The 24,936-nt window shown below is 62.3% G+C and carries 12 protein-coding genes and 1 pseudogene; 9 read left to right on the top strand and 4 right to left on the bottom strand.

Going from position 1 to position 24,936, the window contains the following annotated elements; all coding sequences use genetic code 11:
- Positions 1–12 precede the first annotated feature (12 nt).
- Positions 13–1,428, bottom strand: a complete 1,416-nt coding sequence (locus RTCIAT899_RS22280; RefSeq protein WP_015342056.1) for an aldehyde dehydrogenase family protein — start codon at positions 1,426–1,428, stop codon at positions 13–15.
- A 96-nt stretch (positions 1,429–1,524) separates the two neighbouring features.
- Between RTCIAT899_RS22280 and RTCIAT899_RS22285 the strand changes: the two genes are divergently transcribed.
- The 7 genes from RTCIAT899_RS22285 (at position 1,525) to RTCIAT899_RS22315 (ending at position 8,554) form a co-directional block, all read left to right on the top strand.
- Positions 1,525–2,448, top strand: a complete 924-nt coding sequence (locus RTCIAT899_RS22285) for a LysR family transcriptional regulator (RefSeq protein WP_015342057.1) — start codon at positions 1,525–1,527, stop codon at positions 2,446–2,448.
- A gap of 174 nt (positions 2,449–2,622) precedes the next feature.
- Positions 2,623–3,234 carry a glutathione S-transferase family protein gene (locus RTCIAT899_RS22290; protein WP_015342058.1) on the top strand — a complete coding sequence of 204 codons (612 nt, stop codon included), beginning with the start codon at positions 2,623–2,625 and terminating at the stop codon, positions 3,232–3,234.
- A 59-nt stretch (positions 3,235–3,293) separates the two neighbouring features.
- The gene (locus RTCIAT899_RS22295) at positions 3,294–5,351 is read left to right on the top strand and encodes a 2Fe-2S iron-sulfur cluster-binding protein (protein ID WP_015342059.1); all 2,058 of its coding nucleotides are present in this window, start codon (positions 3,294–3,296) and stop codon (positions 5,349–5,351) included.
- A 118-nt stretch (positions 5,352–5,469) separates the two neighbouring features.
- Positions 5,470–5,934 (top strand): nuclear transport factor 2 family protein, encoded by a 465-nt coding sequence (locus RTCIAT899_RS22300; protein ID WP_015342060.1) that lies wholly within the window; start codon positions 5,470–5,472, stop codon positions 5,932–5,934.
- A 23-nt stretch (positions 5,935–5,957) separates the two neighbouring features.
- Positions 5,958–6,290, top strand: coding sequence for a hypothetical protein (locus tag RTCIAT899_RS22305; RefSeq protein ID WP_015342061.1), 333 nt, complete (start codon positions 5,958–5,960; stop codon positions 6,288–6,290).
- A 55-nt stretch (positions 6,291–6,345) separates the two neighbouring features.
- Entirely contained in the window at positions 6,346–7,236 is an 891-nt protein-coding gene (locus tag RTCIAT899_RS22310; protein ID WP_015342062.1) for a LysR family transcriptional regulator, read from the top strand.
- Between the two features lie 346 nt (positions 7,237–7,582).
- Positions 7,583–8,554 (top strand): alpha/beta fold hydrolase, encoded by a 972-nt coding sequence (locus tag RTCIAT899_RS22315; RefSeq protein WP_015342063.1) that lies wholly within the window; start codon positions 7,583–7,585, stop codon positions 8,552–8,554.
- A 424-nt stretch (positions 8,555–8,978) separates the two neighbouring features.
- Here the strand turns inward: RTCIAT899_RS22315 and RTCIAT899_RS22325 are convergent, their stop codons facing one another.
- The 3 genes from RTCIAT899_RS22325 to RTCIAT899_RS22335 form a co-directional block, all read right to left on the bottom strand.
- Positions 8,979–12,242 carry a phospholipase D-like domain-containing protein gene (locus RTCIAT899_RS22325; protein WP_015342064.1) on the bottom strand — a complete coding sequence of 1,088 codons (3,264 nt, stop codon included), beginning with the start codon at positions 12,240–12,242 and terminating at the stop codon, positions 8,979–8,981.
- Between the two features lie 10 nt (positions 12,243–12,252).
- Entirely contained in the window at positions 12,253–15,528 is a 3,276-nt protein-coding gene (locus RTCIAT899_RS22330; RefSeq protein ID WP_425281490.1) for a hypothetical protein, read from the bottom strand.
- 401 nt (positions 15,529–15,929) lie between these two features.
- The gene (locus RTCIAT899_RS22335) at positions 15,930–23,195 is read right to left on the bottom strand and encodes an OmpA family protein (RefSeq protein ID WP_015342066.1); all 7,266 of its coding nucleotides are present in this window, start codon (positions 23,193–23,195) and stop codon (positions 15,930–15,932) included.
- A 320-nt stretch (positions 23,196–23,515) separates the two neighbouring features.
- Between RTCIAT899_RS22335 and RTCIAT899_RS32520 the strand changes: the two are divergent.
- Positions 23,516–24,505 (top strand): annotated as a pseudogene (locus tag RTCIAT899_RS32520) (ISL3 family transposase); the annotation flags it as partial.
- An 87-nt stretch (positions 24,506–24,592) separates the two neighbouring features.
- Positions 24,593–24,880 (top strand): LuxR C-terminal-related transcriptional regulator, encoded by a 288-nt coding sequence (locus RTCIAT899_RS31735; protein ID WP_246714406.1) that lies wholly within the window; start codon positions 24,593–24,595, stop codon positions 24,878–24,880.
- Positions 24,881–24,936 lie beyond the last annotated feature (56 nt).

The raw sequence follows: 24,936 nt of genomic DNA on the forward strand, positions 1-24,936 counted from the left end.
AAGCTCAGCTTATCAGGCGACAACGGCTTTCGGTTCCAGGAACGCCTCGAGGCCGAACACGCCATACTCGCGACCGATACCCGACTGCTTTAAGCCGCCGAAGGGAGCGAGCGGCTCGTGCGGCGCGCCATTGACAACCACGCGGCCGCACTCCAGTCGATCCGCGAGCGTCTGCATGCGTGCGGTGTCGGTGCCGTGAAGATAGGCCTGAAGCCCGTACTGGGTGTCGTTCGCGATGGACACGGCCTCGCCCTCGTCGCTATAGGCGATAACCGAAAGGACCGGACCGAATATTTCTTCGCGGGCGATGCGCATCCGGGTGTCGACATTCGTGAATATGGTCGGCTTTGCGAACCAGCCACGATCCAGTCCGGTAGGCCGTCCGAGACCGCCCGTCAGGAGGCTGGCGCCCTCTCGTGTCCCCAGCTCGATATAGGACTGGACGCGGTCGTACTGCTTCTGACTGACCATTGGTCCGATCATCGTGTCCGGATCGTCCGGAGCACCGACCTTGAACGGCTCGACCTCCTGCTTCAACCTGCCCAGGACCTCGGCGAGCCGATGCTTGGGAACCAGGACACGGGTGCCGGCAATGCAGGCCTGGCCGCTGTTGATGAAGCCCATCCGCAGTACGGCGGGGATGGTCACGTCCAGATCGGCGTCGTCGAGAATGATGTTCGGACCCTTGCCGCCAAGCTCCAGCGTGACGCGCTTGAAGGTGTCGGCGGCGCCGTGCAGGATTTCCCTGCCGACCGCGGTGGATCCGGTGAAGGTCACCTTCGCGATATCCGGATGCCGGCTGAGTTCCGCGCCGACGACATTGCCGAGCCCGTTGACGATGTTGAGCACGCCTTTCGGCAACCCCGCTTCATGCAGGCATTCGACCAGGACCTGCGTCTGTATCGCGCTCATCTCGCTCGGTTTGATGACGATGGTCGAGCCGGCGGCGATGGCGGTTGCGAGCTTCGAGGTGATGAAGCCGATGTTGCTGTTCCACGGCGTGATGGCGGCGGCGACACCGACCGGCTGCATGACCACGCGCGCTCGACCCATACGGCGCTCGAACTCGTAGCCCTCCAGAACGTTCGCCATGGTGAGAAAGCTCGAAGCAGCATGGGGAATAGCGAAACGCGTGAAAGTCTGCGGAGCGCCGTATTCGAGTGCCATCGCTTCGGTGAGATCGGAGACGCGGGCGGCAACGGCGGCGTTCAACCGCTTCAGCATGTCGATGCGCTCGGCCTTCGTCGTACGTGAAAACGCGGGGAAAGCACGTTTCGCCGCCGCGACGGCCTCCTGCGCGTCTTGGAGACCGCCGAGGCGAACCCTGCCGATCTTCTCTTCCGTGGACGGATTGTGGAGATCGGCCGTCTCGTTCGCCTGCGGCGTGACGAACTGGCCGTCGATATAGATTTTGTCGATGTCGCGCATTTCTAACTCCTTTTGACTGTTGAGGCATATCTGGCATTTCGGGATTGTCCTGATAAGCTGGCCAAAAGTGCTCAGGCTGATAGGAAATTACGGACAATGATGCGTGGCTCTCTTGCCGAACTCGAGGCGGTCCTCGCCGTTTCTTCCCAAGGTGGTTTTCGAGCTGCGGCTCGCGAACTGGGAATTTCCTCATCATCCCTCAGCCAGCAGATCGCCGCGCTGGAGACGCGCATGGGTGTCAGACTGTTCAATCGCTCGACGCGGAGCGTGGTCCTTTCAGCAGCAGGTGAACAGTTCGTGGCAAGCGTCGGTCCGGCGCTGGAGGCGATCCGCAGCGCCGTCGAGCACGTCGACGAGCACCGAGCGGAAGCGACGGGCACCTTGCGCATCAACACCTCGGTCGGTGCGACCCGGATGATCCTGACGCCGCTGATCCTGGAATACATGCGCCGGAACCCGCTGATGTCGGTGGAGATCGTCACCGAGGGCGCACTGGTCGACGTCAACGCAAAGGGCTTCGATGCCGGAATAAGGATCCGGGAGGCTGTTCCCCCTGACATGGTGGTCGTTCCAATCGGCGACAGCATCCGCCCTGCCATCGTCGGATCGGTCGAATACTTCCGACGCTATGGAAAGCCACAGGTTCCGGTTGACCTTCACGATCACCATTGTATCCGCGCCCGAATGGCGAGCGGCGCGATCTACCGCTGGGAGTTCGAGCGAAGGGGAGAGACTTTCGCGCTCGACGTTCCGGGCAAGCTCACGCTTGATGACAGCGATCTGATGCTCCGGGCGGCCCGCAATGGAGCCGGACTTGCCTATCTGAACGAATGGCAGATCGCCGACGATGTGGCCGCTGGAAGGCTGGAGCAAGTCCTCGCCGATTGGACCCCGCCATACCCGGGGCTGTGTCTCTACTATCCGGGAAGACGGAACATCCCGGCGAAACTCCGCCACTTCGTCGACTTGATCAAGGCGCTGCGGGAAAAAATGGACGTTGGGAGACCTCCTTCAATTTAGGGGATCGCTCATCGGGGTCGGTGCGAAACTCACCTGTCATCTCGGCGGCTCCGGCACTGTTTCATGCAGCGTAACGGTCCAATGTCAAACATGAATATTCAGCTGGCCGATCGCTCGTTGCATCCTGTGCCTACGGATCGGGAATGGACCCGGTCTTGAATCAGGAGCGATCGCATGAGACTTTATCACCATCCGCTGTCTGGCCACTCGCATCGCGCTAGGCTCTTCCTTTCACTGATCGGACTCCGGCACGAGCTGGTCGAGGTCGATCTGAAGGCTGGCGCCCACAAGCAGCCCGACTTCCTGAAAATGAATCCCTTCGGGCAGGTCCCGGTTCTGGCGGATGGCGATGTCTTCATTTCGGATTCCAACGCGATCCTAGTCTACGTCGCCAAGAAGGCAGGTCAGACGGCATGGCTTCCTGAAGATGCAAAAGGAGCGGCCGACGTTCAGCGGTGGCTTTCGGTTGCAGCCGGTGAGATCGCATACGGTCCGGCAGCCGCTCGTCTGGTGACGGTCTTCGGCGCCAAGTTCAATCCGGAAGAGGTCATTGGCCGCGCACACACCATCCTTGGCCGGATCGAGAGCCAGCTGCAGGGGCGGAAATGGCTGGTGGGCAACGGCCCGACGATCGCCGATGTCGCGATCTACAGCTATGTCGCGCGCGCTCCGGAAGGCAATGTCGACCTCACTGCGTACGCGTCCGTGAATGCTCTCTTACGTCGGGTCGAACAACTGCCGGGTTTCGTCGACTTCGTCAAAACGCCCGTCGGTCTTGCCGCCTGAGCCTCGATAGGGCGTGCGGCACCTCGCACGCTCTCCGCCTCTTTTTCTGGAGAACGCAGATGTCCATGAAGCTTAAAAAACTGCCGACGTGGCATGAAGGCGAGACCTTTATCCAGGAAAAGCTCGGTGTAAAGGAACGCATGGCCGCTGTGGGCCAGCGCGTCGTTCGCGATTTCATGCCCGACCAGCATCGAGACTTCTACGCCCAACTGCCTTTCATCGTTCTTGGCAGCGTCGATCAAGCCGGTGACGCCTGGGCGACTTTTGTCGAAGGCCAGCCGGGTTTCATGTCGTCACCCTCTCCCGTCGTTTTGGACATTGCCGCGACCCGAGATCCGAGCGACCCAGCAAGCGAAGGACTGGCCGACGGCTTGCCGATTGGTCTTCTCGGTATCGAGATGCACACGCGTCGCCGCAACCGCATGAATGGTTTTGTCTCGACGATCGATGGCGGTTTCCGCGTCGATGTTGACCAGAGCTTCGGAAATTGCCCGCGCTACATTCAGCTGCGCGACTTCGCGTTCGAACGCCAGCCGGGAACTTTGTTTAAAGGTGAAGTTGAGGAGCTGCCTGCACTTGATGAGCAGGCGCGCACGGTTATCCGAGAAGCTGACGCGTTTTTCGTTGCCTCCTACGTCGATCGCGAAGACCGGCGCCAAGTGGACGTCTCACATCGCGGTGGAAACGCCGGATTTGTTCGCGTCGGTGACGACGGCATCCTGACAATCCCCGACTTCGATGGAAATCTCTTCTTCGCGACGCTCGGCAACATCCTGCTGAACGGAAAGGCGGGACTTCTGTTCGTGGATTTCAAAACGGGCGATATGCTGCAGATGACGGGGAAAGCCGAAGTCATTTTCGACTCGCCCGAGATCGCCGCCTTCCAGGGCACTGAGCGCTTTTGGACATTCAAGCCGACAAGCCTCGTTCGTCGCCGCAATGCACTGGCTTCGAGATGGGCTTTTCAGAAGGACGGCTGGTCGCCGAGTTCCCTGATGACGGGGAACTGGCAGCAAGCGGCCGATCGTCTCCGTGCCGCTGAGTTTGCCACAAGCTGGCGGCCAATGACCGTCACCGCGATCGTCGATGAAAGCGCGACGATCAAGTCTTTCCATCTGCAGCCAGGTGATGGCGCAGGGCTACTCCCTCACAACGCCGGTCAGCATCTACCCATACGTATAAAGCTGCCCGGCGAAGAAAAGGCTGTCATTCGCACCTACACGCTTTCGGTCGCGCCATCAGACCGGATCTACCGCATCAGCGTCAAGCGCGATGGTCGGGTATCTCAGTTTCTCCATGATTGTATTGCTGTCGGCGATGTCATCGAGGCGCGCGCGCCGGCCGGCGACTTCAGCATCGACGCCCGCGCGACACGCCCAGCGGTTCTTCTTGCAGGAGGCGTCGGCATCACGCCGCTGCTCGCGATGCTCCGTCATGTCGTTTACGAAGGGCTCCGCAAGCAGCGTGTCCGTCCGGTCACGTTGTTCTACGCAGCTCGCTCCAAGGCTGATCGACCGTTCGATAAAGAGATCGCCGACCTTATCGGTGCGACGAAGGGCGTCGTGCGCTTGGTCAGGGTCCTCAGTGACACCACGGATGCTGAAGAGGGCAGGGACTTCGACGCCGCAGGGCGGATCGATATGGCGATGCTGACGCGGTTTCTCCCCTTCAACGACTATGATTTCTACCTCTGCGGACCTGCACAGTTCACACAAGGACTCTATGACGGGCTGCGGACCCTCAACATTGCGGACGATCGCATCCAGGCTGAAGCTTTCGGTCCGTCGTCGCTGATCCGCACTGGGCAACCCACAGCAGCAGCCGCGTCTTCCGCCACACAGCCGTCGGAAAAGCCCGTACCCGTCGTATTCACGAATTCCCTGAAAGAAGCACGCTGGACACCTGGTTCCGGCACTCTCCTGGAACTTGCCGAGGCACGTGGCCTCGAGCCCGAGTTCAGTTGTCGGGAAGGAAACTGCGGGACGTGCCGGACGAAGCTCGTCGAGGGTGCTGTCGCGTACGTCAAGCAGCCCACCGCGAAGATCGACGCCGACGAAGTCCTACTCTGCTGCACCGTTCCCGCCGAACAGGAGGGCGGGCTGCAGCTTGCTGTTTGAAACCTGGATTGCTGCGTCCAGCGTACCGAATTGCCCCATGACACGACAGTAAGGGCGGGATCAGAGGTGCCGCCCCTTATTCCGCGCCTTTCTAACACCAACTCCAGAGGAGTCATCCATGTCCCGTCCCCCGCTTCCCCCATTCACTGAACAGAGCGCAATCGAAAAGGTCCGTCTTGCCGAAGACGGCTGGAATAGCCGCGACCCCGCCAAGGTGGCGCTTGCCTATACGCTCGATACGCGTTGGCGCAACCGCGCCGAGTTCGCAAAGAACCGTGCCGAGGCCGAGGCCTTCTTGACCCGCAAGTGGAACAAGGAGCTCGACTATCGCCTGATCAAGGAATTATGGGCCTTCACCGGCAATCGTATCGCCGTCCGATATGCGTATGAATATCGCGACGACAGCGGCCAGTGGTTCCGCGCCTATGGCAACGAGAACTGGGAATTTGCCGAGGATGGCCTGATGCGGGAACGTCATGCAAGCATCAACGAACACCCGATTGCTGAAGCGGATCGCAAGTTTCGCTGGCCGCTTGGCCGCCGGCCGGACGACCATCCGGGGTTGAGCGACTTTGGATTTTAGCCCGCACATCGGGGAGATTGAAAATGGTCGGCTTGTCCATTGATCCACGGGTGAGGCTTTCAATAGAGCTTGCTCTTGCGGGAACCAGCGCGGGCCAGCCCTTACTCGCGAAGCAGGAGGAAGCCGGTCGTGCCCTCGGCATGACCGGCGCTGAGATGGACGTTGCAAGGCGTGGTTCCAGCTTCGATTTCAAGATCTCGGTCGCGATCTCGCTTGCGCTGGATGCCTGCCGGGAAAGCCGCCAGCGCGCATTATGCGCTGGCCTTTCCGTAGAAGCCTGTGCGGAAATAGAACGCATTGCGCAAGCCATCCGCGCTAACCCAATCAACTTTGATATTTGGCGTGATGCCCCTTGAGGCTTCGGTTTCGAGCACTTAAAGTATTGGAAAATCGAGCGCTTTGGGGGAGTGGATGGACCGTTGGCAGGCAATGCGGATTTTCGTGAAGGTTGCTGAAACCGAAAGTTTCGCAGATACCGCTCGCCAGATGTTCATGAGCGCCCCGGCTGTCACTCGTGCAGTCGCGTCCCTGGAAGACCTGATCGGGGCTCGTCTCTTTGTCCGAACAACTCGCTCAGTGAAGATGACCGAGGCCGGAGCGCGTTATTTTGACGATTGCCGCCGGATCCTGGCAGATATAGCAGAAGCGGAAGCGGCGGCCGGTGGTTCGTACGCCACCCCGACAGGAACTCTCTACATCACAGCATCAGTTTTATTTGGTCAGATGTATGTGCTTCCGATCGTGACGCGCTATCTCGACACATACTCCACGGTGAAGGCGAAGACGCTTTTCGTCGATCGGCCTGTTAATATCGTGGATGAAGGCATTGATGTGGCCATTCGCATTGGTCATCTCCCGGATTCAGGCCTTACCGCTGTCAAGGTGGGAACTGTTCGTCGCGTGATGTGTGGCTCGCCCAAGTACTTCGAACGCTACGGTGTTCCGAAATCGCCGGCCGATCTCAAAGACCACCGCATTGCTGCATCGACTGCAGCTTGGGCATCGCCTGAGTGGCGGTTTGCCGATGATCAGCGTGTAACGGTTGAGCCGGTTCTGCAATGCAATACCAACGAAGCCGTTATCCATTCAGCACGCGAGGGATGGGGCCTCACAAGAGTGCTTCATTACCAAATTGGACCCGCATTGATGGCGGGAGAGTTACAGATCGTACTCAGCGAGTACGAAGAACCGCCCATGCCCATTCACATACTGCATCCTGAGGGCCGGCATGCTCCTGCGAAGGTTCGGGCGTTTGTTGATATGGCTTCGGCCAGCCTCCGTGAGAACAGGCTTCTCAATTAGCCCTTTAAGTCACCGGAACAGACCCACATCCAACTGAGCTGAATGCCCGGTTTCGCCGCCGATTTGTGCCGGATCAACGTTGGAGCGGACACGAGAGCCCGGTTGTTACTAACAGCAATTGTTGCTGGGCAAGCCGATCGCGTTGGCTGCGATCTGGCCGAAAGAGACATTCACAAACGCCGACGCAACCGTCACGGTTCATCCAAATGACCGCTCAGTCCGGCCACACTCATATCACCAGACGTAATAATCCCTTGTCCAATATGAACATTCTCCTTCCGCGCCGAAAAAGCGATGGTTGTTGCAGGCAATAAGCCGCCCGCAACCAGTCCTGAGGGGAACCACAATGTCTCGCACTCTTGCCGCCCTGCTTCTCGCATCCGCCAGCATCTTTGTTACCGCCCCCGCAAGCATAGTCTTCGCCGAAACACCTGCGATCACTCAGCAGGCACCCGCGACGATCCACTATCGCTCCGTGAAAATCGACGGCGTGAACGTGTTCTATCGCGAAGCAGGCCCAGCCGACGGCCCCGTCGTCGTCCTGCTTCACGGCTTTCCGACATCGTCTCATATGTTCCGCAACCTGATGCCGCTGCTCGCTGACCGCTACCGGGTCATCGCTCCTGACTATCCGGGCTTCGGTCAGAGCGACGCACCCGATCACACCAAGTTCGAATATTCCTTCGGCCACTATGCCGATATCGTCGATACGTTGCTGACCAAGCTCGGTGCCGCCAAGTATTCGATGTATGTCATGGATTATGGCGCACCGGTCGGCTACCGGCTGGCGCTCAAGCATCCGGATCGCGTCACGGGACTGATTGTCCAGAACGGCAATGCCTATGACGAAGGCATTCGCGATTTCTGGAACCCGATCCGCGCCTACTGGAAGTCGGGGGCGAAGAAGGATCGGGAGGCGCTCTCGGTGCTCGTCGCGCCGGAGACGACCAAGTTCCAGTATACCGATGGCGTCAAGGACCTGACCCGCATCAGCCCCGACAATTGGGTTCATGATCAGGCGCTGCTCGACCGGCCGGGTAACAAGGATATCCAGCTCGACCTGTTCTACGACTACCGCACCAACCTGCCGCTCTATCCGCAGTTCCAGGCGTTCTTCCGCGACCGCAGGCCGCCGACGCTGATCGTCTGGGGCAAGAATGACAAGATCTTCCCGGAAGAGGGCGCGCATCCCTATCTTCGCGATCTTCCCGAAGCAGAGTTCCATCTCCTTGATACTGGCCACTTTGCGCTTGAAGACAAGCTGGACGAGATGGCACCGCTGATCCGGAGTTTCCTCGATCGCAATGTCGCGAAATGAAAAAGCACGGGCTTCCTGCGCCGGTCGAGAATGGGCTCAGGAAGCCTCCACGGGGGAGGAGCATCACAATCGTGATGGACTTCGTTCACTGGCCCGTCTCCATCGAATGGGTTCTCACGCGCGTACCTGGGCCGTTTTCAGTATCATTGTCGGTCCGGCCGGGTCTGCAGGCAGCTGGTGGTCCGCTTCCGAGGCACATGCTGGCTTTTCCGGAGAGCAAGCAGCCACTCGCGAAGAAGAATTTGCGGCAAGTATAGCCAATGAAAGACGGGATCGTTGGTTCGACTCTTCTCAAGAGCGTAGTATATTAGCTCAAGTTTTCGAAGTGGATCTCAACGGGATTATTATTTAGAGCGCGATTCGCAGAAGTCCTTTGCGTACGCCGCACCCTCGCTTTCCATCCTCAGCAGGTCGTCACCGATCGCTAGACGACGCTGCTTCCGCCGAGGGTGGCTGCTAGGGTAGTGATGAAGCTTGCTCCGCCGCGCCCGTCCGGATCTGCGACATCGGCGGGATGGGCGATCACGGCGCCCGGAGCCGCTGGATCTGGGCCTGGCCATAGGGCAAGCAGCTTTCCGCGGTTGGACTCGGCGGCGAGGGCATCAGCAAAGACTTCATGCGCGCTGACGGGCTGGTGAAGCCTGACCCAATCGCCTGCCGGAGCGCCGACGGCATTTGCGGGCGCCCCGCCGCCCACAGGTGTCGGTCCAACACCCAGATGCAGTCCCATCAGCGCTTTTCGGTGCGCCCGGATAGTGACGCTGGCCCCGCGATCCATCTGCCAGTCGATAAGCGCAACATCGGTTGCACCGTCGAAGGTGAGGCCGCGTCGGCTGATCGAGGAAGTACCTTGCAGGCACCAGACGTCGTCGACGATCACTGTCGTACTGCGGATGGCCAGTGGCCGCCCCGGCATGCCCATCGGATGACCGATCACCACCCGCGGTCGCTGCCCGTTAAGGCCATCGACCATGCCTCCCGCCAGGGCGAGCGTTCGCGCCGCCTCGAGCCGGTTGGCATAGAAGAAGGTGGAAAAGGGCTCATAGCCCGTCACGAAGGGCGGTTCGCGCGGCACGAGGATAACCACGCGGAGGCGCGGTTCGATGGTTAACCGGTTGGCGAGCGCGCTAATGAGGTCTACAGCCGCTGCCGGGTCTTGCGGTGGACCGGCATCATGCGTCGTATGCGCCAGCAGCGGCGTCTCGATGTAAATGAGCTCGCGGGCGTGCGCGATGGCGCGACGGAGCGCCCATTGTGCGTCGCGACGACCATAGTTGGACGAGCGAAGCTCGCGCGCGATCTGCCGGTGCAGCTCGGGATCGTTCGGCGTCGATACCCAATTGCCGAGTTGCGTGGTGACCCAGTTGACCGCTGTCGCTATGTCGGTATCGGGGATAATCGCGAGCTCGGGTGTCTCGACATAGGCCGGCACGGTCTGCAGCACCGCTGCTGCGATGGTCGAAGGCACCGCCGGCGGGGCAGGCGGTACCGAGGTGGCGTTGGCCTGAAGCAGCACCCAATTGGTCGGCAGGCCGGCGATTGGTCCCGACGGGAAAGCTTGCGCAACGTCGGCAGTCGGCACTACCGGCCGCGCCCGGTGAGCCGCGGCGACCCACAGATCGAAACCGATCTGGCTGGTTGCGACAAGGCTCGGTGCATGCACTTCGTGCCACCCGCTGCCGCCGGGATTGGCGAGACGGGGAGCTTGGGCGTCGGCCTCACGTGTCAGCCATGCGCCAGTGAGCATTGACCGGTAGAGATCGACGGCGGCTCCAGGCAGGAGCTGTAGCGCGAATATGCTGTCATTGCGCGACATGGTGGGCAACCGCGGCGCCTCGCGCGGATTGGCATCGGTCGAGAGATGGCGGACGACGCCCTGGATAAATGCAATCGGATCGCCAAGTGCTGCCGCGAGCGGAAACGGCCCGCGCGACGGCGCGCCGATCATCGGATTGGACGCGGTACCGCGCCAGAACATCGCAGCGAGGATATTGGCAGGCGGCAGCGGAGGCGCGGGCACGTCAGCGCCGACAGTCAAATGCAGATTGCCCATCAGCTTGACGCGCGGCACGGCGCCGACAGCAGTCAACCAGGTCAGCGCTGCGTCCATGCGCAGCGTGGTTGTGCCGCCGGGGCGAACAACGTTGGTACCCAGGCTAAAAGGATCGGTCAGTCGAACGGTATCGGTTGCCGCGCCGGTGGTGATGGTGGCGTTGCCGTCGGCGCGGCGCAGCAAGGGCTGCTCGTCCGGCGAAACCCCCATGAGAATCTGGATCGGATAGAAGCGCACGGCGACACCAGCTGGCAATCCCGCCGGCAAGGTAACGAGAATATCGTTGCTGCCGGCGATCCAATTGGCCACGGCGGTCCTGAGCGGCACCAGCGCAGCCATGACGCTCGCGTCGTTGCCCGGAACCGGCGTTGCGGCGGGTGCGATCGGCCAAGCGCCATTCGGCCCCGGAATATTCGGGAAAGGCCATTGACCAAGGTCAAAATAGGAGCTTGCGGCAAACATCGGCCCGGTTTGGAACGCTGCCGCCGGATTGCCTCCCTGTAGATTGAGGATGACTTGCCCGATCCAGCCGAGCGCCGAACGGCTTTCCGGGAGCAAGGTAATCGGGCTGCCTTCCCGGAGAATCGATGCCTGTGAGGCGTTGGTCCTGACGTCGACACCCGGCACGCCATCGCGCGCGGTGAGCGTGAGATTGCCCAGAAGGTGAAAGGTCGGGTCGCATACGGCGAGGCGCATCGTGTCTCGCGCCAGCGTTCGTGGACCGGCTGCCGGCCAGCTTAAGGGCAGGTTGTTCAACCGGCCCTGTACCTGCCAGCCAAAGCGGAGCAGCGCCGGCGTGGTCAAGGCGCTCTGCGCGCCGCTTGGATCGGCATCCGCGGCGATCATGGCCCCGTTCGGGAATGCATAAACCAGGCCGTCGCCGATATGCTGGCCCTGCGTCGGCGCGGCTCCGACTGCCCCTGGGGTATAGAGGCTGATACCGGTATTGATGCCGGGCGGATCCTGCCAGGGACGACCGTGCAGATCGACTGCGTGGACGAAGTTGCCAAGAGGGGCGAGGCCGGCGATGGCTGTCGGCGTCCCGGCTGGCGCTCCTGCGGGCATGGCGCCACTCGCGGCCGACGGCGGGGCAATGATCGCCGCGACCGCCGCGGCGAAGGCGAAGGGATCGACCGAAAGGCCATGTTCGTCAAACATCGTTACGTTACCGGCCGGCATAACTTGCTCGCCGGCACCAGCGATCCAGGGCGTCGCGAAAGTTGTTCCGGGATTAGTGATTAGGATTATGGAAGGTACTGGCCGGATCGACCGGTCGGGCGGCGCTGCATTGGCTGGCTGCAAATTACTGACCATCAGGCGTTCGAGCCGCAGTCTCGCTTGAGGGTGAATGCGAAAGACCACGGCAGTGCCTGCGGTCGTCGGCCAGGGCGTACCATCGATACCAGATAGTCCGAGCCCGGTGGGATTAGGCTCGGTGGCCAGAATGCCCGCAAGCGGGGCGTACCACTGTGCGGCGACGGTGAAGCTGAAATTGGCGACGTTTGCCACTGGCAGCGCCTGCGTCCAGGCAGGCGCGAGCAGAGGACCTGCCAGACCGAGTGCCGCCAGCCCATCGCTATTCAGTCGCTGCCGGATGTCACCCTGACCTGCAATGGTTATCGGGGGTGTTGGCATCGCGTGCTCCTCATCTCGTCGCTCCCTGCTGAGAGACGCTCTGCCCGAGGCCGTTGGTCAGCGTGATGCCAACCGACATCCCGACGGAGGCCCGGATCCAGAGCACGAATCTGCCGCCGCCGAGGAGGCGGCGCACCAGCACGGTATCCGTGGCGCGACCTGGCAACGGCACCTGGCTTTCGCTCGCGACGGATGGAAGGCCTAGCACCGAGAAGCTGCGGGTTGTCCATGGAATGAGCAGATTGCTCGGACGGAAGCGGACTTGCAGCGTCCAATCGTGGCCAGGCGCCAGCATTTCAGGGACGTTGGTGTCCATTGCGATCCAGACCGCCGGAGCGAGGATATTCTGGCGGCGCATCAGAACGAAGCTTGAGATGACCGGTGCCGGGTCGGCGACGAAAGCTGGCAGATCGAGCAGCGCGTGGGTGGAGCGGCCGAGGGGATCGATCACGTCGATGCTCAGGGCCAGCGGCGCTCCTCCGGTGCGATCGATCCGGAGAAAAACATCGGCGCCGACATAGGCCGCGTGCTCGGTCGAGCCGAGCATGGCGTCGATGCTGGGGAAACTGGGTAGTCCGGCGAATGTCGACGATCCCGTAACTGGCGCGCCGCTTCCCTGCCGACTCATCCAGGACAATAAATGGTCACCGATGGTCGCGCTTGCACGCGGCGCGTCGCTCGTGACTTTGACCACAGCAAGCGTCAGCGACCGCCGAGGCGCGATCTCGGTCAGTGCAAGCGCTGGTGGCCCGACAGGCGGGAAGAGCAGGCCGTAGGAGCGGGAGGGAGGCGAGTCGACGGCGAGTCCAGCCCTGTCGAGGTCGTCATCCGGGCGGACCACCGCCCGGTATTGCAGCAGCTCCCAGCTGCGGACGGCTGTCGCATCGGTAAAGGTCGTCGCGGTCCATGCGGCGGGATTCGGCGACACGGCTGCAACCCTGTCCATCGTGCCGAGGGTACGCGCCACGACGGCGTTACGTCCACGGTAGAGGGTGACTTGCGTGGCCGGAGTGGCGCCGGCTGCCGTCACGGTGATTTCGGGGGAGCCTGCCGCACCCACCGTTGCCCTGATTTCGGGCATCGGGAGCCGCATGGGGTGCGGAATGGCGTACGCCAGAAAACCCTTGCGACCATTGGCATCCGGCACGGGCCAGCCGGAAACGACGTTCGTCTCGCTGACGCCAACCACGATGAAACAATGGATCAGGCCGCTGCCGCGCGGAAGCTGCGCCTCGTAGCGCATCGTGCCGTCGGGATGGATAGGCGGCAGGATCGGCTCGTCACCGAGCTTGCGGTACGCCGCCTTGATCGTCGGGAAGTGCGCGTTGTCCTTGTGGAGATCGAAGAGCGTCTGCATTCGGCTGTAGAAACCCTGGGTCAGCACCGGCCCGGGCTGGCCGCAGGCCGCCAGGATCGCCGCTTCGGTGGCCTCGAACACGCGATAGCGCCAGGCGCCGGTCGGCGCCCAGGCGATACTGGCGTAGGAGAGGCCGGCGGCGTCCGGCAGCGAGGCCCATACCGGATATTCGGGGGGCAGGGGTATCGGTGTCGGTGGCGGGAGCGGATTGGGCACGATGACCATTTCGCCGGCGTGACCCCAGTGGCTCCATTCGCCGGGCCGGATCGTCTCCTCCGCCTGAGCGTAGATCGAGACCGCCTTTTCTTTTGCAGCGCCATAGACAATCGAAAGGGCCGTCCATTCGATACGATAGCGGCGCTCCGTGCCGGCAAAGGGGCTGGCATTGGTCACTTCGGTATCGTCGGGATGCAACGGTGTGACGGCCACGTCGGCAGGCTTTTGGATGACCATGCCCGACGCATCGAAGCGAATGAAGGTGTCGACGATGCCAGCCCCGGACCGTGGCTTATCCGGCGGATCGGCGAGGGGATCAGGGGGCGCCGGGGAGGGATCGTATACGTCGACGACGAGGTGAAGCTGCCCGAGCGTGCGTTCGCTCGCCTCCCAGACGATTTCGGCGCTGGCGTTGAGCGCACATGGATCGACCCCGGTCGGTGCACTGGCGCGCGCGCGGCAAACCGTGACGGTTGGTATCTGCACCTTCCCATGCTCAAGAGCCAGCCACGCGCCGGACCAACCGCTCCACTGGCCGAAGAGGTCGCCGGCGGCTGCCGCATATTGATAGTTGAGCGCAGCGCCGCTGACCGGCCGCGGCACGCCGCTGTCGCGAAGCATGACGGTATTCGGCGTCAGTGCGGGGTCGGCCGGCTGCCCCATTGCCCGCGCCGGGGTCGCCGCGCCGATCGGCACCCAGCCGTCGCCTTTGGGCCGCCGGCGCATCCGATATTGGCCGACACCTGGCTTGTCGAAGCGGGCGAGAGCATAGGCACTGGCGCGGCTGCGACCGGGCTGCGGCGAGGAGCGCGGAGTCTCGATCTTCACCGCACTGGTAAATGGTGCGTCCGGCTTGGGGGCGCCCTCGACGAAGCTCGGCGCGGGCAGCAAAGGGCTCGGCGCATCCGGTGCTGCGCGGAAGGTCGGCGCGAGCACGATGGCGGCCAGCTCGCGATCGACCTGCCTGGCAATGATTTGTGGCGGCTTGTTGCCGAATGGCCAGATCGAGGGTGTTTGCACGGCGGCCTTGATCTGGCCGCTCCATGGCACCGTCACCATGAAGTCGTCGAGCTCCCGGAGGCGCCCGCTGGGCTCGCCGACGTCGGCGCCGGTGCCGTAGCCAAGTGCAAGGCTGGCCCAGGTGTCGGTGGCAACCGCCGTGGTGAGATTCTGCAACGGCCGCGTCGTCATCTCCGAACGATCGATCGTACGACCGTCGCCGAATTCGTATTTGAGGCCGGCGATCTGCTGCTCGAATCGTGGCAGCAGCCTCGGCTTGGCGCTGGCAAGTTGCTGTGCGTCGACATCCGGCGGCGGATGGTCGGCGAGCACTTGCAGCAAGTCGCTCATGATGTTGGCGCCGAGTTGATCGACCAATGCCGCAGGGTCGGGCGGTACCCAAGGGTCGAGCCCTGCGAGCGTCGGCCATCCTATGACCGGACCCCAGTCCTTGAGCCGCTGTATTGCGGCGGCCACGGGGTCGTCGATATAGGAGGACACGTAGCCCTGCTGATCTGAACGATAATAGCTGGTGTTGACGAGGTGCGCGGGCACCGGCAAGCCGACGCGCTGGATTTCCTGCCATCCGCCGTCATCTGCCATTGCAATGGCGGAGAGGCCGCGGGCATCGGTCAGAGCGCTTTCGTCGCTCAGCCGGACTCCGAGCATCGGCCCTCCACGTAGTGTGATCGTGCCCGGCCCGCCACTGACCATCGCCACGGGATCGTTATCCGCACGCGACAGGCCGTATGCGGTCACCGGCGCATTTACGTCGAGCTCGATGAGGAGCATTTCGGTGAGCCCGTCCCACCAGAAGGTGTCGGGGGCGATCCGGTGCCAGTTGTTGATGGATTTCGCTGGAGGTCGTTTGAGCGCCGTCCGCCGCCACACTGTGAATGGCTGGAGTGGGATGCCAAGGCTCGCGTTCAGTACCCAGCGTAGGGCGATGTAAGGGCTGCGTCCGCGGGCTTTGCGCGCCGTTCGGTCGTCAATAGGCGCCGCACGCGCCCAATCCTGCGCCTCCGGTGAGCGGTCCTGCGCGGCAAGTTGCCGGCGCGGATCGACGACGATCGCGTCGAGGAAGAACTCGCCCGGCAGGCAGACGCGCGGCCCCATTACGCTACCTCCCAGATTGCGGCATCGAGGATCATCTTGAGCAGGTCGATATCCGACGTGCCGCTACCCTCGCCGAGAAACGGGTTTTCATGCACTCTGAGCGAGAATGCGATCGGCTTGTTGCGTCCCGCGTCAACCGCGGCGATGACAATGTTGAGGCCGGGCTGGCTGATGATGTGAAGCGGCGCTGCGCCGCCGACGCCTACCGCCGGGACCACCTCGAGGTAGGGCTTGTCGACGAGGCTGATTACCTCGCGCTGCAGCCGCGGCTGCCCAGGCGGCTCGTAGTTCTGCGGTTCCTTGCGGGTGCGCACCAGCGGCTCAGGGGTGCGGATGACGATGAGCCGGGGCTGCAGTGCACCACCATCAGGCACCCACAATACCTCGATCTCGGGGCTCTTTACTTCGACGACAGGCCGCAGGCCTGCCTCGCCGAGCGCCGCATCGATCTGCGACCGCGACAGTTGAGGCGCGTTGAGCAAGGCCAGGAGTGCCGCGATATCTGCGGCGCTGGCCGGAAACTCGACCGGCTTGCTCACAGAGACGTCGGCGCACATGGCCGCCGGATTGGCGTAACGCGAGGTGGTAAAGGCACGTCGGAAGAGCGGCGTCATGAGCTTGCCAGGTGGAGGCGGCGGCGCATTGACCGGTTCGATGTCGAGGACGAAATCGGTGCTCGGCTCGAGCAGCAGGTTGATGTCGACGATGGTGTGACGCGTGACGGCCCCTGACGTGGGGATGCAAGGCGCGTTGGCCAAGACATCACGGATCATGCCCTCCCACGGAGACAGCACCGACACGCCAACGAGCGGTCGGGTATTGACCTGATCGGCTGCCACCGCGGTGACGGCGTCCTTGATCACGGCAAAGGTGTGGGGGAACCCAGGCGAGGTGGGCGCGGCGTTCTTGTAGGAGGCAGCGCGGACCTTGGCCTGCAGCTCAACTCCGTAAGTCTTGAACATCGTCAGCAGATAATCGACGGCGAAGACGATTCGGATCGGCAGGCTGTGAAAATAGAACCGCTCGCCTTCATCGGGGTCCGTCGTGATGACCCATGGGTCGAGCCTGACCGGCATCGTCTTCGCCTGGTCCTGCCGGTCACTGGGTGAGGCGATGACGCGGGGCGCCAATGGTTGGTTATCGGTGCGGAAGCGGAAGGTCTGGATCGGGGCGGCGTTCCACGTCTTCGCATCCGATCCGTCGGCGTTGCATGTTGCCCATTCCCACTCGACCGAAACCGCGTATTCGGTATTGGGCAGAAGGAGCGCGGGCGGTGCCGTCATGGGCGCGAGCGCGCCATTGATCTCGCTCTTTTTGTGATTCTGGATCAGCGTCTCGTCGGTTTCGCGTGCTACCTCGGCTGCGGTCAGCGTCTCAATGACGCCGACGAGATAGGAGGGGCGGTTAAAGCCCTCGTCGATGATGCTTAGCAGGTCGACGATGCCGAACTGGACATAGGCGGTTCCGTCCGGGGTCTTCGTATCGACGAGAATGATGGCGCCGTCCTCTTTTCGATTGGCGGTTGAGAGGAAATTGAAGACCTCGATAACGCGGCAAGCCCAGGGTCCTTTAAGATTGATCCATGGTTTTGGCAGATCGTTCTGTGTCTGGATGCGGAGGCTGCCGTTGCCGTCTGCCGTGATCTTGACCGCGTCGAGCTGGTTGCCATCGGCATCGAAGCATCGCATCTGAAGGCGGCCGCTCCGCACGAGCTGGTCGGGCGCGAAGATCAGCACTCGAAGCGTCACGATTTGACCAGTTGCAAGCGTCAGAACGTCCGAGTAGTCGTCACCCCGGCTGGCTTCCGCGAGCAGCTCGTTGATGATCTCGGCGAGTGGATAGCCGCTCTGAAGGTCCGGCGCCTTCGGCCGCTGGAACGGTGCTTCGAGCAACTTGGCGTAGCAGCCGCGAGAAGCCCGCTGTCGTGTCGCATCGGCAAATCCGGGCAGGAGCCACGCCAAGCTGGCCCGCTGGTCCGACGAGCTCGTTACGGCGGCGAAATCGCGGATTGTGGTGAACCTTGGGCGTTGGGACATGGCGGCCTGTGCCAGGTGGGTGTCGGGGCGCTGCCGTGCCACGGCGCCGGCAGCCGTGCAGCCGTCAGGGCATGCGACATATCCTCCGATCACTCGGGCAGGCGCAACATCAACCAAGAGATCGGCGACTGGATTGCCGGAACGCCAGTTCTCGGCGATATCCAGACGAAGCTTGGGTGGAGCCTGGCGCGTCGATTGCGGTGGATCGGGCCAGGCGGTGCCGAATATCTGCCAGCCGATGCTCGACGGTCCGAGTGGCTGGTCGTGGAACGTCCAGAGCACCGATGTGGCAGGCGCGACCTCGTCGCAGATCGTCGCCCAATGTTGGCGGAGAAAATCCTCCGCGTGGCGGCTGCGTTCGACGGCGCTGGGGTGCGCATCAGGTATGCGCGTCAGCAGTGCGAGCTCGCGCTTGCTCTCGGCGGTGGGGTCGGGAACGTTCGGCCACCAGACAGCAGGAACCTCGCCGGGGGTTAGCGCGTGGTCCATGGAAATGCCTTTGAGACGGTATGTATAGTAGGGCGTCCCACGATGCACCGCGGGCGAGGATGGACCGATGGGACCGATCGCGATACTGGTCGTGATGGTCCTCCCGGCATCGTTAGGGTCGAGCTGCGTCGCCGAGAAGGCGCCGTCGATGCGGGGCGTGCAGTCGAAGTGCAGCACGATGATCGCGTCGATCGGCACGACTTCGCCGTCGGGGATGGCGCTGCCGTCGGCGTGTGCGTCGACAAGCTTGCCATCGATCGGACGGTCGCTGCTGACACCGGCCAGCAGCGCCGCCGCCCGCGACTGCAGGCTGACGCCATTAACGAGCGGCGGCGGGGCCGGTGGATCGTCGGGACGGGAGCCCAGTGTCACGTGCACGGAACCCGATACGGTGAAGAAGAACAGGTCAACTTCGCCATGCACTTCACCGTCGATCTGAACGACGTTCTTTGTCGGCTGATAGAGATGGGTGGGATCACCGGGATAGTCCGGATCGGGCACCGTCGGGCCGTCGGGCACCTGTCCCGCGACGACCGTGAGCTTGGCCGCTGCCTCGATGCTCACTACCCAGAGATGCAGCTCTCCCCATAGTCTGATCTCGCCGGTAAAGAGGATCGGTGCAAAACCGAGGCCGGCATCGGCAGCGGCGCCGACCGAAAGATAGAGCCCATCATCCACGTCGCCCCAGGTGAACGAGACGGAAACACCCGTCGCGATAGAGAAACCGCCGAGCCGCAAGGGTAGCAACGGGAAGGTACTGTCGTGGCCTTCATCGTAGTTGTCGGGAGAGGCCGAACTGTCGGGTATGCCCTTGCCGCGGATCATGAAATAGCCGCGAGCCTTGAAGAGATCGAAGAAAGTGACCGTTGCCGGGTTGTACCAGGAGCCCACGTCGATCGCGAAATGCGCTAGGTCATCGAAGGGAAAGATGGCGCGCGTCGGTATGTGGACAGCAAGCAGAGGCTTGATTTCGTAGTCGAAAGTAAGCCCGATGGTGATCCGGCGCCGCCCGAGGTCGATGTCGATGACCGCGAGGATCGTCGCAGTCGGATTGCCTTCTCGTGGCGGCCGGATTGCAATGATCTTGGCCTTCATGACGAGAAGGATGCGTGGCCCAGGCATCTCGAAGATGAGCATGCCCTTGACGTTGAGCGTAAAGCCGGCGTCCATCGTTCCGAGCACGGCGCCAAGGCCGATAGCCCAACGATCGATGTCCGGCACCCAGCCGGTGATCTCCATCGGATTGCCGTTGACGCGCGTTAGCCAGTCGAGTGCCGGAATGGGATCGTTAGGATGCTCGTCGCGGCGGAAATGCAGTGCGAAGAGACCGCCAAAGCCGAAAATCCCGAGCCCCGAATTGCCGAGGGCAATCGGTACCGGGAAATCGACCTCGAGTGTCAGAAGGATTGCGGTGGCCTGCGGCCCCGGCGCGGGCGGCGTCGGCACGTGGCGGACTGAGAGCCCTGCCGCAACGCGGACGCCGAGACCGGGCAAAGAGACATCGAGCTGGCCGGCGAAGCCATCGGGATAGATCGCAAGATATCCACCGCCCTCGATGGCGCCGCTGATGTTGATGTGGACGCCAAGCGCTGTGATCGTCGGCGGCTGCCCGCCTTCGAGCGGGATGCGGATGGTCGTCTTGTCGACGGTGACGACGCCCAGATCGACCTTGAGGCCGAGGTCGAGCTCCAGATTGGCCGGGTTTGAGCGAGCGATACGCGCGCCGGATACTTGCAGGATGTCGCCGAGCGGCGGGGGCACCCTGATGCTGCCTGTGCTCGGGATATTGATGGTAAATCCCTTCGAGGAGTCGAAGACCGGGATAATGTCGCGGATTTGCGGCGTGTCGGAGGTTTTGAACCCCACAGCTTTGTAGCGGACGGTAATGGGATTCGTGGGGTCGGTGTTGATGAGCTGCCTGCCGGCGAGGTTCAGTGTGACGACGAGGGCCACCTCTACGTCCAGCAGCAGCGCGCCCTGCGTGCCATGGGGATCATGTGCGACGACCAGCTCTCCGCCGTAGAAGGTGATGCGTGGTACGTGCACGATATCAAGTTTCGCCGCGGCGAGCGGGACACCAGCTCCAATCCCCAGCGCGACAAGGTCGCCGGCCGGCGTGTTGGAGGTTGCGACAGCGTCGAGCAGCGGCGCGAGGGCAACCAGCAGCCCGAAATAGTCGCGCCAGAAGTAATCGGCCACGGGGCCGGCGGCGAGCGCGGCGGGCGGCGGCGTCTGCAGGAATCCATCGCTGTCTTGCTCGAAGAGGCTCGCCAGCATCTGCCATCGCCCGACGGTGTCGTCGAGGGTAAGCTGAAGCCGCATGTCGAGCACGCCGTCATTGGGATCGGCCGCCTTGCCGACTGGCAGCGAGATCGGTCCCTGACCCTGAGGTATCGGATTCTGCTGCTGGACGGTGGTCAGGTAGCTCTCGAGAACCGTGGTGACGTCGACCTTGAGACGGATCTCGATGGCAATCAGGCGATTGTGGTCGAGTTCGACGCGGACATGCAGCTCCTTGAAGCGGATGCTGTCGTTGCCTGGCGCTTCGCGCCTAATGACTGGTGGTTTGAAGGGAGCCGGCACAGGCTTACGGGCAGGCCGGGCAATCTGCACAGCGGCCGTTGCGGTGGTCGCCGGCCGAGCGCCGGTCGGGATGCTGGCGAGGACGCGGCGATAGGCGCCGCGCCCGGGAGCAAGGTAAGGATCGGTAGGGGGCTGCTCGCCCTCGGGCAGCTCGATGATCTGGTTGGTGACACCTTGCGCTGTAAGCAGCCTACGGATCGCCCAGATGCGGCGCTGCGACAGCGCGACGTTGTATTCGATGACCGGGACCTTCTCCTTGCTGGCCTCCCCAGCGAGGGTGATAGGTGTATCCGGTTCTGCCTTGGCGGCGGCCACGAAGGCGTTGAAGTCCGAACTGGTCACGAGCTCGTTGTCCACACCCTGCCAATTCTGCTGGTTGGGATTGGCGGTATCCGCCGAGGGAATCGTCCGGATATTCTCCGGATTGCTGGCGAAGGCTGCCCAGGTCGGATCGTCGACCGTCTCCGGCGTCGCAGACGAGCGGAGAGGTTGATCGTATTGGAACTGGCCGTGGAAGGTGACCGGGCTCGGCGGTTGGGCCGCGATATTCCAGGTGGCGCTGATGTCCACCGAGGAGCCGTGCGGCAACGACACGGAAGCGCGGCCAGCAGTGATCGGCAAAGCCTGCGGTGGTCCCCCAGCGGTTGAAAATGTCGCAATCGCCGTCTCCGGCGCAAAGACGATAGTGAGCTTTTCCTGCTCGGGGAAATCCAGCATGCCGATGGCATAGCCGGGAGGACCTGCGTTGACGACGGTCAGCACGGCCTTTTCGGAAGTGCGATTGAAGCCACCCTCCGGAGCGGTCAGCGATGGCGGTAGTAGAGCCACGCGCACATCGGCATGGCGCGGCTGCGGCCCTACGTGCACATCGAGGATGTCGATGCCGACAGTGTGGCTCGTCTGATTGGGGGCCAACTGGACGACGATGGGGTCGGTGGTCTGCGTCTTACCGTCGATATTGATGTTGTAAGGCGGCTGCCCGCCCGTGACGTCGACCACCCATTGCGACTTCCGCGGAACCGGTACGATCTCGGATGTGAAAGGCGGAGCTGGAGGCGCCGCGACGTCAGGCAGGGCGATCTTGTCGACCAGTCCGCCGAACTCGTCGTAGATGGTGATCGTCGCCCCTTGCGCTGCGTCCGGCTTGACGACATCGAGGCCAAAGATTGCGGACAGGCCACCGTCGCTGCCGAACTGGAACAGCAGTTCCCGCGCTGAAACGTCGACACCAAGGCCTTTGAACGCCGGCGGCTGGATGAAGACCCGCACATCGGGAGCATAGAAGCCGCGGAAATCATCGCCGACACCGAACTTTTCGAGGATCGCTGGTGGCGTCTCGGTGCCCGAGAGATCGAGCAGCAGGCTGTTGAAGCCGAAGCCGAGAACATCGTCGGGGCCGAAGAAGGCGTAGGGCGGCTGCATGCGCAATAGATCGCCGTAGCCGGCACCAGCCGGATCGTTGATATCGAAAGCGGCCCAGGAATCGAAGTTGATCGATACCTGCGGATCGCTGCCACCACCCGTGGTCGCTCCGGCAGTTTGGTCGATCGATAGCTTTATTTTTGGCAGAACGAGCGTGACTTCGGGATTTTGCGGGTCAGGGACGAGTATGCCGTCCGGCTGCAACAAGGCGCCTGTGAGAAACGGCAGATGCAGTGTTGCAGCATCGAACAGCAGATCGAGATGAAAGACCGTATCGACAGAATCCGCTGCGGTCTGACCCGGCGCGGGTTGGCCCTGGCCAAGCCCTGCCAGAAGCGCGGCAAGCGGGCCGTTGTTGAGCGCTGCCGGATTGCCGCCGGGGCCGCCGGAAACGACGAGGTCGGCAATGGGTGAAGAAATGCGGGGGGCGTTCAGCTGGAAGGTGATCGCGATGTCGGGAAAATCCCAATATGCGCCCTGCGTGCGCTGCGTACGATGGTCGACTGTCGCGTTGGGGTTCCAAGTGATGGTAAAGGGCGGTGTGAAAGTGGGCAATGCATTGCCAACGTTGGCGCTGAAACGGGCAATCCCGCTAAGGCAGATTCCGTTGTCGTCGAAGGCTGTCTCTATTTCGGTAACGAATAGCGCGCTCAGCAGTTCGTGCAGCGGTTGGCCAATGGCCGCACCGCCGACGACATAAGGACTGACCATATCGAGCAACGCCAACGTCGCCATAGCGGCCTCACGAGAGACAGTCGCAAATGCTGTTGAGTTTGAAAAACTCAACGATCGGGAAATGTCGTTAGAAATGCACTCGACGTGCTGCGAAAAAACAGAATCTCGTCGAGAGTTCGGAACGAGACGCGATTTTCGATTGAATGCCCCACTACAGGATTGGGAGATTACCCCCAAAACGGGAGCTTTGAAAGGGCATTTTTATACAATCGGTTGTACAATTCTGCCAGTGAGCTACGCTGTCGTTTGGCACTTAAACGGGCTCTTCCTCACTTTGTGTGGTTCATCTGCCGTTAGGGACAGTGTCGCTATGGGCGGCGATGCGAACGAAATCGAAATGGTCGCCCGGTCCAGGAGTCAGGATTCTGGGTGTCGCGCTCACTGTTGATGACGGTTGGGTTGTTTCCGCAGCTGGATCCGCGATCGGGATTTGTCCCGATTGTGGACGTCGAAGCCGAAGTAGGCATGGCTGGTGCAACCGCAGTCTCCAGGATCTACCAGCCCAAGGCAAGCCGGTGACAGTGAAGCTCCGGCTGAGCCGCTGGCTTTGTGCAAATCGGGAATGCGCACGACTAACGTTCACCGACCGGCTGCCCACGATCGTTGCTCCTTATGCGCGCCAGACGAGAAGGGTCGGAGAGATTGTGGGCTTGCTCGGCCACAGCACCGGCGGCCGTCCTGGCGGGCGTTTGATGGAACGTCTCGGCATGCCGGTCAGCGACGACACCATCCTCCGGCAACTGAAGAGGGATGCCGCGGTTTCTCATCGGAGTTCCGAGGTCCGGGTAGTCGGCATCGATGACTGGAGTTGGCGACGGGCGACGAGCTATGGAACCATCCTAGTAGATCTCGAGCACCGCTCGGTCGTCGACATACTGGACGACCGCAGCGTCGACAGTGCGGCCAAGTGGCTTCGTGATCATCCTATCGTCGAGGTCGTCAGCCGGGATCGCTGCGGCCTATATGCGCAGGCCGTGCGTGAAGGCGCACGGCAGGCCCGCCAGGTCGCCGATCTGTTCCATCTGATCCAAAACCTTCGCGCGGTGATCGAAGAACAGAAGAGCCTTTCTGGACGCACAACGGGCAGGTCCATCCTGTCGGAGGACGCAATTGTTGACGCTGCAACGCATCGCCGGCGTGCTCGGCTCGCCCACAGGCAATCGCGCCAGGAAATATTCGAGATGCTCCATGCCTTGCGCTAGCAAAGGCTCTCTTACCGCGAGATCGTCCGACGGACCGGCTACGAACGTCGCAGCGTAACGAAGTGGCTCAAGTTCGAGGCTCGCCTTGCGGCCTGCAATGAGACGGCGCTTGACAAGATCGGACTTACTATCTGTCTTGCCGGGCCGGAGAATACGCCGATCTTCGCCCATGTCTTGCCGCTGAATGGAAGTAACTTGCGTGCGCAACTGCAGCCCGAAGCGGAGGCAGCCATATTCGTGGGGCCGTCCATGGCTGCGGCCTTGGACCTGACTCCCGGTGAGTTAAAGGAATATCTGCGCAACAGATCTGGACTGACGAGAGCGGAAGCTGACGTCGCGTGGGAAATTCTCAAGGGTGACGGGCGTGACGCGGCGGCTACCCGGCTCGGTATTGCAGCTGCAACAATGAGAGCGCATCTGACCCATATCTTCGAGAAGACCGGCGTGCGCAGGCAGGCCGAGCTTGTCCGACTAATGAGCTAAGTGTTCATTCCATCAGTGCGCGCGCCGTTGTCCGACGCGATTGCACTTTAACGCCT

It is taken from the genome of Rhizobium tropici CIAT 899 (assembly GCF_000330885.1).
Lineage (GTDB): Bacteria > Pseudomonadota > Alphaproteobacteria > Rhizobiales > Rhizobiaceae > Rhizobium > Rhizobium tropici.